Annotated in this window: 13 protein-coding genes; 6 read left to right on the top strand and 7 right to left on the bottom strand. The window is 71.0% G+C overall.

The genetic code is table 11. The features are described from left to right. Positions 1-297: 297 nt before the first annotated feature. Both ABZS54_RS01455 and ABZS54_RS01450 read left to right on the top strand, forming a co-directional pair. Positions 298-1,068 carry a hypothetical protein gene (locus ABZS54_RS01455; RefSeq protein WP_355529432.1) on the top strand — a complete coding sequence of 257 codons (771 nt, stop codon included), beginning with the start codon at positions 298-300 and terminating at the stop codon, positions 1,066-1,068. A 21-nt stretch (positions 1,069-1,089) separates the two neighbouring features. Continuing rightward, positions 1,090-2,772 (top strand): hypothetical protein, encoded by a 1,683-nt coding sequence (locus tag ABZS54_RS01450; protein ID WP_355529429.1) that lies wholly within the window; start codon positions 1,090-1,092, stop codon positions 2,770-2,772. Between the two features lie 131 nt (positions 2,773-2,903). Here ABZS54_RS01450 and ABZS54_RS01445 read toward each other — a convergent pair whose 3' ends face one another. Further along, positions 2,904-3,827: an LLM class F420-dependent oxidoreductase gene (locus ABZS54_RS01445; RefSeq protein ID WP_355529426.1), complete on the bottom strand. Its 924-nt coding sequence runs from the start codon at positions 3,825-3,827 to the stop codon at positions 2,904-2,906. 138 nt (positions 3,828-3,965) lie between these two features. Beyond that, positions 3,966-4,517 (bottom strand): hypothetical protein, encoded by a 552-nt coding sequence (locus ABZS54_RS01440; protein WP_355529424.1) that lies wholly within the window; start codon positions 4,515-4,517, stop codon positions 3,966-3,968. Positions 4,518-4,916: 399 nt separating this feature from the next. On the opposite strand from ABZS54_RS01440, the gene ABZS54_RS01435 reads away from it, so the two are divergent. Beyond that, positions 4,917-5,273, top strand: coding sequence for a hypothetical protein (locus ABZS54_RS01435; RefSeq protein ID WP_355529421.1), 357 nt, complete (start codon positions 4,917-4,919; stop codon positions 5,271-5,273). Next, the gene (locus ABZS54_RS01430; protein WP_355529418.1) at positions 5,270-6,550 is read left to right on the top strand and encodes a hypothetical protein; all 1,281 of its coding nucleotides are present in this window, start codon (positions 5,270-5,272) and stop codon (positions 6,548-6,550) included. The genes ABZS54_RS01435 and ABZS54_RS01430 overlap by 4 nt, the downstream gene beginning before the upstream one ends. A 414-nt stretch (positions 6,551-6,964) precedes the next feature. On the opposite strand, the gene ABZS54_RS01425 is transcribed toward ABZS54_RS01430, so the two are convergent. Then, positions 6,965-8,323: a class I SAM-dependent RNA methyltransferase gene (locus tag ABZS54_RS01425; protein ID WP_355529415.1), complete on the bottom strand. Its 1,359-nt coding sequence runs from the start codon at positions 8,321-8,323 to the stop codon at positions 6,965-6,967. A gap of 253 nt (positions 8,324-8,576) precedes the next feature. Next, on the bottom strand, positions 8,577-10,634 hold the full coding sequence (locus ABZS54_RS01420) for an APC family permease (protein WP_355529412.1): 2,058 nt from the start codon (positions 10,632-10,634) through the stop codon (positions 8,577-8,579). A gap of 149 nt (positions 10,635-10,783) precedes the next feature. On the opposite strand from ABZS54_RS01420, the gene ABZS54_RS01415 reads away from it, so the two are divergent. Both ABZS54_RS01415 and ABZS54_RS01410 read left to right on the top strand, forming a co-directional pair. Further along, complete coding sequence (locus ABZS54_RS01415) at positions 10,784-11,446, top strand: TrkA family potassium uptake protein (protein ID WP_355529409.1); 663 nt, start codon at positions 10,784-10,786, stop codon at positions 11,444-11,446. Then, positions 11,446-12,102, top strand: coding sequence for a TrkA family potassium uptake protein (locus tag ABZS54_RS01410; RefSeq protein WP_355529407.1), 657 nt, complete (start codon positions 11,446-11,448; stop codon positions 12,100-12,102). Before ABZS54_RS01415 ends, ABZS54_RS01410 begins: the two co-directional genes overlap by 1 nt. 24 nt (positions 12,103-12,126) lie before the next feature. Here ABZS54_RS01410 and ABZS54_RS01405 read toward each other — a convergent pair whose 3' ends face one another. The 3 genes from ABZS54_RS01405 to ABZS54_RS01395 all read right to left on the bottom strand — a co-directional run bounded on the left by ABZS54_RS01405 (position 12,127) and on the right by ABZS54_RS01395 (position 15,030). Further along, complete coding sequence (locus tag ABZS54_RS01405; RefSeq protein ID WP_355529404.1) at positions 12,127-13,512, bottom strand: transcriptional regulator; 1,386 nt, start codon at positions 13,510-13,512, stop codon at positions 12,127-12,129. 362 nt (positions 13,513-13,874) lie between these two features. Beyond that, positions 13,875-14,612, bottom strand: a complete 738-nt coding sequence (locus tag ABZS54_RS01400) for a DUF3159 domain-containing protein (RefSeq protein ID WP_355529401.1) — start codon at positions 14,610-14,612, stop codon at positions 13,875-13,877. Positions 14,613-14,628: 16 nt separating this feature from the next. Then, positions 14,629-15,030, bottom strand: coding sequence for an OB-fold nucleic acid binding domain-containing protein (locus ABZS54_RS01395; RefSeq protein ID WP_079026800.1), 402 nt, complete (start codon positions 15,028-15,030; stop codon positions 14,629-14,631). Positions 15,031-15,053 lie beyond the last annotated feature (23 nt).

Raw genomic sequence — 15,053 nt, 5'->3', positions numbered from 1 at the left:
GCCCGTCCCGTCACGAAAGGACGCGACAAGGATCTCGTTCACGAAGTGGCCGGGTTTGCGGCCCGGCTCCCGATCCGGGCCACCTTCGGGTCGAGTCCCCATCGGCGCCGGGCCATGGGCCAAGACGCTCCGGTTCGCGGATCCACGCTCCGATGCCTCCTCGAACCGTCGTTCATTTCCCGGTGGCGGATCGCTCATCCATGCGCCACCGCGAACCCCAGACGTTTCCCTTGCGGATGCCCAACGGGCCGCCGCGTGCTGTTTGGCTCGATCCCACTGACCCCGGAAGGGCATTTCATGAAGCTCCGTCGTCTGCTCGCGCTCACGGTCGCGGTTCCGGCCGCACTGGCGATCGCCGCCGTGCCCGCCACCGCGACCGACAGCGGTTCCTCCTCGGCCGCCACGACCGCCGCGGGCACCGTCAAGGTGAGCTCGCTGTACGGCCCGGCCGACAGCACCGGCAAGGCGACCGCCCGGGCGGGCGTGCCGTGCGCCCCGGAAGCGACCGCGTTCCGGTTCGTGGTGCGCTCGCCCGACGCCATCGACCGCGTCTTCGGCGGTTCGTTCCTGGGTACGCCGCTGGCCGCCGACCACGTCGCGGACACCTCGGTCGTCGGTCCGCGGGCGCTGTTCCCGATCGGTTCCGAGACGCAGGAGGGCGTGGCGCACAAGCTCGTCACCCAGTGCTACACGACCGTGGACGGGGTCCTGACGATCACCGAGCCCGCGTCGGTCGACGTGAAGATCAACAACGGTGTGTGGTCCACGCTTTCGCCCGAGACCCGCGCGCTGCCGACCAAGATCGGCGCGCTGCGCTTCGGCCTGGTCCTGTTCCGCGGTTTCGCTCCCGGTGAGCACGTGGACGGCACCGTGCGCGCCGCCGACGGCACCAGCACCCCCGTCTCGCTCCAGCCGCAGATCGCGCCCGACGGCACCTGGGGTGGCGCGCTACTGACGCTCCCGGCCACCGTCGCCGACGGTTCCTACACGCTTGTGCTCTCGGGCACGAACTCGAAGGCGACCTCCTCGGTCGCGATCACCCTCGACTCGTCCCGCCTGTGGTGGTGACGCGGCGTCGGTGACAACGCCTTGGGCCGCCGGGATTCATCCCGGTGGCCCACTTGCGATCCGTCCCCGTTTCCTTTACTTCTCAACGGAGTTGACCAGATGAGCCTAAGACTCGCGCGCGTGTTGGCATCGTGCGGAGCCGGGCTGCTCGTGCTGTCGGCGCTGCCGGCCATCGCGGCGGCCGCCGACGGGGGCTCGCCCGCGCCGACGATCATCGTCGACCCGGGCACCGGTACCAGCGCCACCCTTGTGACGTTGAAGGCCACCGCGCCGTGCCCTCAACCGGCCACCAACTTCCGCTGGGTCGTGTCCGGCGGCACCCTGACCACGCCGCGGTTGATCGGCGGATCCCTGGGCGACGCGCTGCCCGAGGACCGGATCCCGGTTCGGCCCACGGAAATCCGGCTCTTCTTGGGGAGCACGGTGTTGACCGGCACGTTCAAGCTGGCTTCGGAATGCTTGGACAACGCGGGACTCGTGCTGAACGAGCTCGCGTCGATCGACATCACGACGGCCGACGGCCCCAACGGCAGGACGTGGACCGCGGTCGCTCCGCCGACCCCACCGCCGACCACGGAGCCGCCGACAACTCCCCCGACCACCCCGCCCACGACACCGCCCACGACACCGCCGACCACCCCGTCGACCGGGAACGAGGAGACGCTGGTGGTCACGCCCGACACGGGGCCGATGGACCAGAAGATCACCCTCGCTTCCTCGAAGGCGTGCCCCTCGACGGCGACCAAGTTCCTGTTCTGGCTGAAGTCCCCCGGTAGCGACGCGGAGGAGCGCCTCGGCGGGTTCACGCCGCCGGCATTGCCCACGGACCGCAAGCCCGTTCTTGCGAACAAGCGCATCTTCCAGATCGAGTCTCCGCAGAACGGCAACTACCACGTTCGCGCCCAGTGCCTCGACGACAGCGGGACCGTGGTGGTCGAAGACCTCGCGCGCGTCGACCTGTTCGCGACCAACGGCACCTGGAAGGTCGTCGAGCGGGTCATCCCGTCCGGGCGCTTCGACGACAGCGTGTCGATCCCGGACGCGGTCCCGGTGAACGTCCACCTGAGCCTGAACGGTTTCCCGGCCAAGGAAGACTTCACCGCCGTCATCACGAAGCAGGGCGACACCACCTTCCCGTCCACGGAACTGTTGAAGGACAAGACGAGCGACAAGGGCGACTTCGTCGCCAATCAGGCGATCTTCCCGCGAGACGCCGCACCGTGGGTCGACGGGAACTACGTTCTGACCGTCACCGCGACTCCCTCCGCTACCAAGGTGGAGATTGCGTTCACACTTCGGCGAGTCCGCGCCGGGGCGACCAACGGTTCGAGCACCGGCACGACAACCGGCACGACGGCCGGAACCACCGCCGGTACGACAGCGGGCACCACGGCGGGCACCACCACCGGGACGACCGCGGGGGACACTGCCGGCACCACCACCGGAACGACCACGGGCACCACGACCGGCACCACGACCGGCACCACCTCCGGCAGCTCCGCCGGAAGCGGTAACGGCGGTGGTGGCGGTGGGCTCGCGCACACCGGGGCCCTGCTGGACCCGCGGCTGCTGGGCACCGCCGGCGGCACGCTCCTGATGATCGGCGGCGTCATGTGGTATCGCGCACGCGGCACCCGCAGCGAGCTGCTTGCCGGCAGCGGCACCTTCGGCAAGGACGACGGGGACACTCCCGCGACCGTCTGACCACGAAGGAACACACCGAACGACCGCCCGCTGCGGCACCGGGGCGGTGGGGTGAGACAGGGGCTCTGTCGCAGCGCACGGGCTGCGACAGGGCCCTTTCCCATACCCCGGGCGGTCCTCGGCCCGTCGGCTCAGCCGAGCTGCGACATCACCTCCGAGGCGATCAACTCCAGGTGGTCCAGGTCGTGCAGGTCCAGGATCTGGAAGTAGATCCGGGTCGAGCCGACCTCGGCGAATCGGCCGATCCTGTCGACCACTTCGGCGGGCGAACCGGCCAGGCCGTTCTCCTTGAGTTCGGCGGTTTCGCGGCCGATCACCTCGGCGCGCCGGGCCACCTCGGCGTCGTCCTTGCCCACGCAGGCCACGAGCGCGTTCGAGAAGACCATGTCCTCGGCCTTGCGGCCGTGCTCGACGAGCGCGTCGCGCACCCGGTCGAACTGCTGCGCGCTGGTCTGCACCGATCCGAACGGGACGTTGAACTCGTTCGCGAAGCGCGCGGCCAGCACCGGCGTGCGCTTGGCGCCGAAGCCGCCGATCAGGATCGGTGGGTGCGGACGCTGCGCGGGCTTGGGCAGGGCGGGCGAGTCGGCCAGCGAGTAGTAGCGCCCGCCGTAGTGGAAGGTGTCGCCGACCGGGGTGTCCCAGAGGCCGGTCAGGATGTCCAGTTGTTCCTCGAGCCGGCCGAACTTCTCGCGTGGGAACGGAATCCCGTAGGCGGTGTGCTCCTGCTCGAACCAACCCGCGCCGATGCCCAGTTCGACCCGACCGCCGGACATCGCGTCGACCTGCGCGACCTGGATCGCGAGCACTCCGGGCAGCCGGAACGTCGCCGCTGTCATCAGCGTGCCCAGCCGGATGCGCTTGGTCTCCCGGGCCAGGCCGGCCAGGGTGATCCACGCGTCGGTGGGACCGGGCAGGCCGTCGCCGCTCATGTGCAGATAGTGGTCCGAGCGGAAGAAGGCCCCGAAGCCCAGGTCTTCGGTGGCTCTGGCCACGCTCAGGAGCGTGTCGTAGGTCGCGCCCTGCTGGGGTTCGGTGAAGATACGAAGATCCATACGCCCATCCTCTCCCGAGGACGAGCGTCACGCGGGCCCCGAGCTCTCGCACCACGCGGGGCGCGACCGCACGCGCCACGCGGGCGCCGATCGGGCCGGCCCCCAGGGGCAGGATCGTGCGCACCGCCCGGGACTCGATCATGCCGGCCGCGCCGGAAAGGGCACCACGTGTGCCACACCGCGTCGTCGGCGCTGCGGGATCGCCGGGGCGTGCCGATGCGGTCGGCCCGACCATGTCGCGCTCTCCTCGGCCGCACGCAGCCGAACAAGGTTGCGAAAGACGATCGCCCATGCCGCCGCGCAGGCCCGACGCTCGGCGGGTTGCAACCGGGCCCAGTCCCCGCAGGGGTTGTCCGCCACTCCCTGCCGGGCCAGCAGGGTGAGCACCTTGGCCGCCCGCCCGAGCACCCGGGCGGCGCCTGCGATCGGCACGCCGGCCGGATCCCCGCCCGGCAGCGGAACGACCGTGGCGGTGTCGGGGCCCACGATTCGGCCGACGATCTCCCGCGCGTCCCCGAGTTCGTCGGCGACCCGACACAGGCAGCCGCCTCGGTCCGGCTTGCCGCTCCATGCGTGCACCACCTCCTGCACGGTGTGCAGCGCGAGTACGACGGCGGCCAGCGCGCGTGGCGTGGAATCGACGGTGGCCAGCTCGTCGTCCAGTTCGGCGAAGTTCTCGATGGTGTGCATGATCGCTCCCTCGTGCAGTGCTTGTCCGGCTCGCTCGGAGTCCGTCCGGTGTGTTCACGACGTCTCCAGGTTGCGCCCGAGAGTCGGACGAATCGCCCGCCATCGAACAATCTGTGGACAACCAAGCGGATTTCGGCGGGGTTTCACCCTTCGGGGTGATGTGATTCCGAGTTGTCCACAGGAAGTCGGCACACAGAGTGACCACGTGTCAACCTGATCGTTTCCCGAGAAGGCGCCTCCATCGATTCCCGAACGAGGGTCGCCTTCACGCCGGCCCGGCGCCCGCGGGCAACCGGCACACAGGCACACAGGCACACAGGCACGAGCACACAGCGCAGCACGCAACACGCAACACGCAGCACGAGCACCCGGCTCGAGCACAGATCAGGGGGTGGTGGCATGTCCCGCACCGACGGCGAAGGCACGACGGGCTACGCGGTCGATACCGGCGAATTGCACGGGCTGGTGCGACGCTTGCACAACATCGGCGCCGACTATCTCGCACGCGGCTGCTTCGCCGAGCCCGCCCGGGTCGCGGCCGACACCGCACTGGGCACCGAAGCCCTGGGCGCGCTCCCGGGCGCCGCCGAGTTGACCGACCGTCACCGCCACGCGGCGTCCCGGATGGTGGAGCTGCTGGCGCAGATCCACGCCGAGTTGGCCACCACCCGGACCGAACTCGGGCGCACGGCCGACCGGTTCACCGCCACCGAATCCGAGGTCGGCACGCTGCTGCGTACGGCGGCCCCGCGATGAGCGCCCCCGAAGCCGTGGATGCGTACGCGGCGATTCACGCGGCCCGGCCCGGCGAGGTCGGCGCCGCGGCCGAGGGCTGGCGGCTGGCCGCCGCCCGGTTGACCGAGTTGCGCGACGCGCTCGCCGAAACCGGCCGACGCGGCGCGCAGATCTGGACCGGCGGCGGCGCCGAGCAATTCACCGAGCGCTGTCACGCGCTGGCCGACGCCGCCGATCGGCTCGCCGCCCAGGGCACCGCGCTGCACGAGCACCTCGACGAGGCGGCCCATGCGCTGTGCCTGGCCCAGGCGCACGCCACCGACCCGACGGCCGCCAAGGCCGCCGCGACGCGGCTGGAGGGCGTGTATCGCGACCTCGGCGAGCGGCTGCCCGTCCTGCCCCGGCCACCGCGCGCCGACAGCGCGTCGGGCGCCACACGACCGGCCGCGACCGCCGGCGACCCGAACCCCGCCCGACCGTGCGGCGCAGCCACCACCTCGCCCATCGATCCCGCCGACTCCGCCGTTGCCACCGATCCCGTCGATCCCGTCAGCCCCGCGTCCGTCGAAGCCGTCCCGACGTCGACGGACACCCCGAACCGGCCTTTGCCCCCATCCCCCGCTACCCCAACGGCATCCTGCGAGCCGCCGGAAACCCCGAAACCCGCGGTACCTGCGGCATCCGAGGCGCTCGCGGAGCCCGAGGCACCCGCAGCACCGCCGGCGCCGCCGTCCCCGCTACCGCCACCCTCACCGGTGGCCACCTGCATGACCGCCACCACGCCGGTCATGCCCCCACCCGACCCCCCGACCGCCCCAGCGGCGGCTCTCCTCCCACCCCCCGCGATCGCCTGCGCGCTCCCACCCGCATTGCCGCCTCCGCCAGTCGTGGGCACCCCGCTGTCCCGCGAACCACGCCAGGTCCGGCCCGCCGGGATCGGCCCTCGCGTACGCCGCGCGGCCCCGCCGCCCTCGACCCCGGTCGCCCCGGTGACCGGCATTCGGGTCGCACCCGGCCTGCGCGGCGGCAGTGGCATCGATGGCCGCCCGGCGGCCACCCACGACGCCGCGCACGCCGCCGGGCCCGTGCCCGACCTCCTCGGCGGCACCGCCCGGGACGGCGCCTCCCTCACCCCCGTGTCACCCACGTGGGTAACCACCCCCACCACCCCCGGCGCCCTCACCACCCCATCCACATCCGCCGGCCCACGCCCCCGCCCCCGCCCAGGCAGCCGCTACGCCACCCACCCGGCCGAAGACTGGTGGACCGACCCGCAAGCACCCCCACAACCCACCTGACCAGGGCACACCCGGACACCACAGCCCGCCCCACGCCCACAGCCGGCACCCCAACCCCGGCACGCACCCCAATCCCGGGCAAACCATGCTCAACCGAACCGACCTCAACCAAACCGAGCCCGACCAACCAGAGCAAAGCCAAGCCCGACCATGACATGCCGACCCGACCCACGCACCCACCCGAACACGCACCAGGGCCGCCCCGACCAAGCCGGGACGGCCCTGTACAAAAACGCCCTACAACCCTCAGTCGACCCTCACCACGACCGCCACGAGCCCCACCCCACGACAGCGCCCGGCAGCCCGGCAACCCCGACGACCAGCCACCCAGCGACCCCGGCCCTCAAGCCGGCAAGCCCCGCGAGCCCCCAGCCCTCAGGCCGGCAAGCCCCTCAGCCCCTCAGCCGCCGACCCTCAACGCCGCCCCCGCCCACCGTCGCGCCTGGCCTCCCGAGGCGCCGGCTCCAGGATCGCCACCGACTCCACGTGATGCGTGTTCGGGAACAGGTCAAACGACCGCACCGACCGCAGCTTGAACCCGAAGCCCGCGAAGTACGCCACGTCCCGCGCCAGCGCCGCCGGGTCGCACGCCACATACGCCACCCGGCGCGGGGTCAGCCGGGCGATCCGCTCGACGACCGCCTTGCCCGCACCCGCACGCGGCGGGTCGAGCACCACGATGTCGGCGCGACGCAGGAAGCCGGCTCGGCTCAGCACCTTCTCCACCGTGCCGGTCTCGAAGCGCGCACCCGGCACATCCCGAAGGTTGTGGATCGCGTCCTCGACTGCCTGCTTGGAGCTCTCGATCCCGATGATCGTGTCGCTGTCCGCCAGCCGCTCGGAGATCGCGCCCGCGAACAGCCCGACCCCGCAGTACAGGTCGAGCGCCAGGTCGCCCGGTCGCGGCTCCAGCCCCTCCACGACGGCCTGCACGAGCACGTCGGCCGCAGCCGGGTGTACCTGCCAGAAGCCGCCCGCCGAGACCTTCCAGGTGCGGCCCGCGGCCACCTCGCGCACCGCCGGTCGGCCGTGCACCTTACGTACTCGGCCCTTGTCGTCGGCCCGGAACACCGACACCGCCCGGTTCAGCTCGACGATCGGCATCCGCCCGTCCGTGCCCTCCGCGGGCACCACGGTGACCGCGCGGTCCAGCGACCCGGTCGCGGAGACCGCCTCGACCGAGGCCACGCCGGGCCACTCGTGCGCCTCGATGCCCAGTTCCTCGACACCGGGCGCCGCGATCGGGCAGGAGTCGATCGGCTGCACGTCGTGCGAGCGGTGCTTGCGCAGCCCCGCGCGGCCGGTCGCCGGGTCCACGGTGAACTGCACGCGGGTGCGCCAGCCGAGGCCCTCGGCCATCCCGGGCGGGCTGTCCACGGCCTCGACCTCGACGTCCACGTCGACCTTGCCGAGCCGCAACAACTGCTCGGCCACCACGTCCGCCTTGAGCCGGCGCTGCGCCGCGGGCGTGGCGTGCTGCCAGTCGCAGCCACCGCACATGCCGGGGCCGGCCACCGGACACGCGGGGGTGATCCGGTCCGGGGAAGCGGTCAGTACCTCGACCACGTCGCCACGCAGGAAGCGCGAGGTGGGCCCACCGTCGGTGATCTCCACGACGGCCCGCTCGCCCGGGAGCCCGTGCCGGACGAAGATGACGCGGCCCTCGTGGCGGGCCACGCAGTGCCCGCCGTGAGCAACCGGGCCGATCTCGACCTCGTACCGCTCACCCCGCAGGGACTGGTCCGATTCGGGGGTGGTCGATCCGACAGGCACGGCACTCCTCGTACAACTCGTACAACATCGACAGTGGTCCCGCGGCCGGCGGCGCCCGACGGCGACGCCCGGGGACGACACGGCGACACAAAGAAAGCGCCTCACGGAGGTGGGCGCGCATCCAGGGTAGTCCCTACCCGAACAAGCCGCGCCCACCGTCATGACACGCCGCCCGCGCCCCCGCTCCACATCCCCTCACCCGAACTCCCCAGTCGAACTCTCCACTCAGGACCCCCCGCCCGGGACTCTCAGTTCAGGACTCCCCGCGCGGCCGCTGCTCCGGCCGCTCGCCGGCTCCCCGCTTGGTGTCCCCGCCCCGCGGCGTCCGCGCCGGCCCGCGCCGGACCGACCCGGGCGCGACCCACGCCTTGGGCTCCTTGAGCCGCTCGGACGACTCCAGCTGCCACGGCACCGAGGTGACCATGACACCGGGCGTGAACAACAGCCGGCCCTTGAGCCGCAGCGCGCTCTGGTTGTGCAGGATCTGCTCGTACCAGCGCCCGACCACGTACTCGGGGATGTACACGTTCACCACGTCGCGCGGGCTGGACCGGCGCACCGACTTCACGTACTCGATCACCGGTCGGGTGATCTCGCGGTACGGCGAATCGAGCACCTTGAGCGGCACCTCTATCCCGCGCTCGTCCCACTCCCGGCGCAGCGCCTCGGTCTCGGCCGGGTCGACGTTGACGGTGACCGCCTCGACCACGTTGGGGCGCGAGTACCGGGCGTAGGCCAGTGCCCGCAGGGACGGCTTGTGCAGCTTGGACACCAGCACGATCGCGTGCACGCGCGAGGGCAGCTTGGTGTCGTCCGTCTCGACCGCGGCAAGCTCGGCGGCGACCCGGTCGTAGTGCCGGCGGATCTGCTTCATCAGCACGAACAGCACGCCCATCGCCGCTATCGCAATCCAGGCGCCCTGCGCGAACTTGGTCACCAGCACGATCACGAGCACCGTGCCGGTCATGAACAGACCGAACGCGTTGATCACCCGGCTGCGCATCATCCGGCCCCGCGTGGCCGGGTCGGTCTCGGTCTTCAGGTGCCGCGTCCAGTGCCGGATCATGCCCGCCTGGCTCATCGTGAAGGACACGAAGACGCCGACGACGTAGAGCTGGATCAGCTTGGTGGGCTCGGCGTCGAAGGCAATGATCAGCACGATCGCGAACGCGGCCAGCATGATGATGCCGTTGCTGAACGCGAGCCGGTCGCCGCGCGTGTGCAGTTGCCGGGGCAGGTAGCGGTCCTGGGCCAGGATCGAGCCCAGTACCGGGAAGCCGTTGAACGCGGTGTTCGCGGCCAGGATCAGGATCAGGCCGGTGACCGCGAGCACGAGATAGAACAGCGGCGACGCGAACGTGCCGCCGAAGACCGCGTCGGCGACCTGCGCCACCACGGTCTTTTGTTCGTAGTCGGCGGGCGCTCCCTGGATCTGACTGGCCGGGTTCTCCGCGAACCGCACCTTCGTCATGTTGGCCAGCGCCAGCATGCCCATCAGCATGGTCACCGAGATGGTGCCCATCAGCAGCAGCGTGGAGGCGGCGTTCTTGCTCTTGGGCTTGCGAAAGGCCGGGACGCCGTTGCTGATCGCCTCGACACCGGTGAGGGCCGCACAGCCGGAGGAGAAGGTGCGCAGCAGCAGGAACACCAGGGCGAAGCCGCTGAAGCTGTCCTCGGCCTCGATGTGGAATCCGGCGCTCTCGGCCTCCATGTTCGCGCCGGTGGCGGCCCGGACCAGGCCGAACAGCGTCATCCCCAGGATGGCCGCCATGAACGCGTAGGTGGGAACGGCGAAGAGCTTGCCCGACTCGCGGACACCGCGCAGGTTCATCGCCATCAACAACAGCACCAGGCCGACCGCCAACAGCACCTTGTTCGATTCCAGCGCGGGCACCGCAGAGGCCATGTTGGCCACCCCGGAGGAGACCGATACCGCCACGGTCAGCACGTAGTCGACCAGCAGCGCGCTGCCGACCGTCAAACCGGCGTTGGGCCCAAGGTTGACGCTCGCGACCTCGTAGTCACCGCCGCCGCTGGGATAGGCGTGCACGTTCTGGCGGTAGGAGGCGACGACGGTCAGCATGACCACGACGACGGCCAGACCGACCTTCCACGAGAAGTGGTAGGTCGCCATTCCCGCCATGGAAAGGGTGAGCAGGATCTCGTCCGGCGCATACGCGACGGAGGACAGTGCGTCGGAGGCGAAAATGGGCAGCGCGATGCGCTTCGGCAGGAGCGTCTCGGACAGCTTGTCGCTGCGCAGGGCTCGGCCGACGAGGACTCGTTTGGACAGATCGGTCAGTCTTGACACGCAGGTGATCGTAAGCCCATCGACTTTCGCCGGGTCGGGGGCATGCCGTAAGGCGCTCACGTGTAACGTCTCGGCGAGGTCTGCCACCCTGGTAACACCACAAACGAGCATCAGACCGGGCACAACGGACCAAATCCGGAAGGACGGCCGTGCACATCGTCATCATGGGCTGCGGGCGCGTGGGATCCACGCTGGCCCAGACGCTCGAGGAACTGGGGCATTCGGTGGCGGTCATCGACCGCGATCCGTCCGCGTTCCGCCGGCTGGGGTCGCACTTCTCCGGCCGCCGGATCAAGGGCATCGGCTTCGACCAGGACACCCTGCGCGAGGCCGGTATAGAAGAGGCCGGCGCATTCGCGGCGGTCAGCAGCGGCGACAACTCCAACATCATCGCGGCGCGGGTCGCCCGCGAGACCTTCGGCGTGGAGAACGTCGCCGCGCGAATCTACGACCCGCGGCGGGCCGAGGTCTACGAACGCCTGGGCATCCCGACGGTGGCCACCGTGCGCTGGACCGCGGACCAGATGTTGCGCCGGCTGCTGCCCAGCGGCGCGGAGCCGCTGTGGCGCGACCCGTCCGGGAGCGTGCAGCTGGCCGAGGTGCACGTGAACTCGGCGTGGGTGGGCCACCGGGTCAACCGGCTCGAACAGGCGTCGGGCGCGCGCGTCGCCTTCGTCACCCGTTTGGGCGAAGGCATCCTGCCCACCTCCGAGACCGTGATCCAGGAGGGCGACCTCGTGCACGTGGTCATGCACCAGGCGGATGTGGCCGCCGTCGAGGCGGCCTTCGAAAAAGCGCCGGAGGAGAGCTGATGCGGGTCGCAATCGCGGGCGCGGGTGCGGTGGGCCGCTCCATCGCGGCCGAGTTGTTGGAGAACGGCCACGAGGTCCTGCTCGTCGACAAGGCACCGGACGCCATCAAGGTGGACAGCGTGCCGCAGGCCGAGTGGCTGCTCGCCGACGCGTGTGAGATCTCCTCGCTCGACGAGGCCGCGCTCCAGCGCTGCAACGTGGTGATCGCCGCGACCGGGGACGACAAGGTCAACCTGGTCGTCTCGCTGCTGGCCAAGACCGAGTACGGGGTCCCGCGCGTGGTCGCCCGGGTGAACAACCCGAAGAACGAGTGGCTGTTCAACGAGGCGTGGGGCGTGGACGTCGCGGTGTCCACGCCGCGGCTGATGTCGGCACTGGTCGAGGAGGCGGTCAGCGTCGGCGACCTGGTCCGCCTGATGCGGTTCAGCCAGGGCGACGCCAACCTTGTCGAGCTGACCCTCCCGGGCGACGCCGCCCTCGTCGGCACGCGCGTCGGTGACGTGTCGTGGCCCGAGGACACGGCGCTCGTGACGATCATCCGCGAGGGCCGGGTGCTGGTACCCGGCAAGGACGATTCGCTCGAGGCCGGCGACGAACTGCTGTTCGTCGCGGCGCCGCACCGCGAAGAGGAACTGGAAGAGCTGCTGTCGGCCTGACCGACGGCGCGGTGAAGCAGACGCTCAGGCGGCGGCCAGGTCACCCATGACCTGGTCCGCCTCCTCGCTGAACGCGCGCGCGATCGGCTCCCTGCCGTACGGGCGCAGCCGCCTGCGGAAGTCCGCGAGGAAGTCGTCGCACTGTGCGGACGAGAGGTTGCCCGCGATCCGCAGCGCCTCGGTGGCCTTGCCGCAGGCCGCGTCCAGGTCGCCCTGGGCCAGGTGGGCCGCGGCCATGAAGGTGGTGTCCTGCGCGCACCGGCGGGACGCGCCGGCCCGGCGCAGTTTGATCGACTCGCCCGCGAAGCCGTGGATCTTGTCCGGCAGGCCGAGGTCGCGATGGCTGTGCGCGAACTCGTGTTGGAGCTCCGATTCGTCGAAGTAGTTGCACCAGGACGGGTCGTCCTCCATCGGACCGGCCGCGTCCAGGTGCCGCTCGGCGATGCCCATCGCCCGCTCGCACCCGCGCCGATCGCCCAGCGCCGCATAGCCGCGCGCCTCCATCGCGGCCACGATCGCCCGCGCCCGCGGGCTCAGCTTGGCGCCGGCCCCCTGTTCGGCGGCCCGGGCCAGTTGCACCGCCTCCCAGCCATGACCCAGGTAGACCGACTGGCAGGCCATGTTGGCCATCACGTACGCCCCGTAGGCCGGGTCGTCGGCCGCCTGCGCCAGCCGCAGCGCCTGGATGTGGTAGCGCTGGGCGAGCGCGTGCCGGCCGGAATCGAAGGACAACCAGCCCGCCAGTTCGGTGAGCTCGGCGACGGCGCGGAACAGCCTGCGGCCCACCTCGTCGCCGTAGGAGCCGGCCAGCTTGGTGCGGGCGACGCCGTTGAGGTGGTTGACGACGGTGTCCCGCAGATCCCCCCCGCCTTGCGCACGGTCGAGGCGGCGAAAGGCCAGGACGGTCTGGTGGATGCGTAGGACGTCCGCGTCGCGCACGGTGGTGGGGCCGCGCGAGGCGAGCTTCTCGGGCTCACCATCGGCCCGGGACGCGGTCGACCAGAACAGCGCGGGAGCGGCGAACGCTCCTACGCCGAAGGCCGTGTTGGCCAGGAAGGTACGGCGGTTCATGTCTCTCTCCGACAATTCGGCCACGGCGTGTCTGACTTCGGCCGCGGTCCGGGCGACTTTCAGCCCGTCGAAGGGGTCGGGGTTCGGTGGCCGCCGATCGCGCAGCCCCAGGTCCGCAACCGTGAGTTCGCATCCCAGGCGCCGGCCGAGAGCCTCGGCCAACAGCTCCGGAATCGGCCAACGCGGCTGCGCGCCCTCCAGCCAACGAGCCACCGAGGTGTGGCTGCACCCGAGGTGCAGCCCGCGCCGCTCGGCGACCGAGTTGACCCAACGGGCCAGTTCGCGCCGGGAGAGACCGGCTTCCGCCACCAATGCGATGAGGTCACCGTTTCCGGCCACCGTCCCCGCCTCCTTCGTCCACTGGAGGTCTAACGGGGACGCTAATCGCACGGTTACGGGATCATGCAGGAATGGCCGATTGGACCGCACATGGCCCAAATTCTCCGGAATCGACCGGGGCAAGTCACTCGAATGATCACGCGGGTGATCATTTCGGCACCCACCACACCCGGGCACGGTACGGCTCGAATCACCCGCCGCGGCAAGGCGACGACACCGCCGGCGGGCGGGTCACCCACACGGGCGAGCCGGGGCATCCACCACCCGACCCGCCCGCACCGATCCGCTTGGCTCCGAGCCGACCCGGCCCGCGCCGGCACCGCCGCCGCCGGCCCGCGCCGCTTCGCCCCGAGCCGACCCGCTCAATCCGCGACGCGGTCTTCCCGTCGCTCGCCCCGCTGCTCGACCGCCGCCGCCGAGCCGTCCTCGGCATCCTCGTCGTCCTCGGTGTCGACCACCCTCACCGGCGGCGGGGCCTTGGACATGATCAACCAGGTGATGTAGCAGACCACCAGGAACGGCGGCACGCCCAAGGCGACCTTCGCGATGCCCAGCGCGGTGACGTTGCCGGTCCAGTAGATCGGGATCTGGATCACGATCTTCAGCACGAACATGAAGAACCAGACCCAGGTGGCCTTGCGGTACGCCGCGTACCGGGCCGGGATCTGTCGCCACGTGAAGTTCTCACCCAGTGCCGGGCCGAGCACGATACCGATAAGCGGCCAGCGCACCAGGATCGAGATCAGGTAGGCGAGCGCATAGCCGCCGGACAGCAGCATCCCGAACGCGTAGAAGTTCTCGGCCTTGCCGGACTTGACCGCGATCCAGCCGGCCAGCGCGACGCCCAGGAAGCCGCCGAGCGCGTGTTGCAGGGTCTCCCGGCGCACGATCCGCACGATCGCGAACACCAGCGCGACGCCGCCGGCGCTCATCGCCGAGGTCCACGTGGAGTGGCTGATCGTGTAGGCGATCACGAAGACCAGCCCCGGCACGGTCATGTCGATCATGCCGCGCACGCCGCCGAAGGCGGCGATCATCGAGGCCGCGCTGTCGGTGGGGGCCGGCTGCTCGCCGGCCGCGTCGGAGGTGGGTTTTTCCATGTGGGCGGTCACTCGTTCACTCTCGGCCGACGGGGCGCAGCTCGTACCTGGGGTTGAACAGGACGGGGCGGCCCGCAGTGGTGCTCACCCGCCCGTGGGCGACCAGTTGCCGCCCCGGCTCGATCCCGGCTATCCGCCGCCGACCGAGCCAGACCACCGACAGTGCGGCCGAGCCGTCGTACAGCTCGGCCTCGAGCGCGGGCACGCCCGCTCGCGGCCGGAAGGTCACCGTCCGCAGCGTGCCGCCGACCGTGATCAGGTCGCGCTCGACCACGTCGACGATCTTGGTGCAGCCGAGCCGCTGGGTATCGTGCAGCAGCTCCTCGGCGTGCAATTCCTCATGGGTGGAGGTCCACCGATCCAGCATCCGCCGCAATCGTCCGGTCCGACGCTCCACCCCGGCTGCGCTACCACTCATGCCGGCAAGGGTACCGCCTATCC

The organism is Embleya sp. NPDC005575 (assembly GCF_040605455.1).
Classification (GTDB): Bacteria; Actinomycetota; Actinomycetes; order Streptomycetales; family Streptomycetaceae; genus Embleya.
The sequence above is the reverse complement of the archived record's forward strand: the minus strand, read 5'-3'. Positions and strand labels throughout refer to the sequence as shown.